The organism is Leadbetterella sp. DM7 (assembly GCF_040829825.2).
In the GTDB taxonomy this organism is placed as follows: Bacteria; Bacteroidota; Bacteroidia; order Cytophagales; family Spirosomataceae; genus Leadbetterella.
Window position 1 is genome coordinate 1 of sequence record NZ_JBFOLH020000060.1, and the last position, 288, is coordinate 288.

A 288-nucleotide genomic window follows, 5' to 3' on the forward strand; every position below is an offset into this window, starting at 1 on the left:
TACCAGGCCTGAGCGCTATTGCTCCAGCCTCAGTAGCGAGTCTTGAACCGGGAGCAGAGACAACGTTTACGGCAACCTATACGGTAACGCAGTCGGATGTGAACAACGGCAAAGTACACAATACGGCCACGGCTAAAGGTACACCGCCTACAGGAGATGACGTGAAAGATACCGACGAGGAAGACGTACCGTTTACCAGCACGCCATCCATTGATCTTGTGAAGACAGCTTCGGCTGGCCCTCACGCGGTGGGAAGTGTGATTACCTATAGCTTCAAAGTGAAGAACA

General features: G+C 52.4%; 1 protein-coding gene. It reads left to right on the forward strand.

The genetic code is table 11. The features are described from left to right. Nucleotides 1–288, forward strand: a 288-nt coding sequence (locus AB2U10_RS19230) for a CLIPPER-2 domain-containing protein (RefSeq protein ID WP_493820796.1), incomplete at both ends; no start/stop codon positions are given.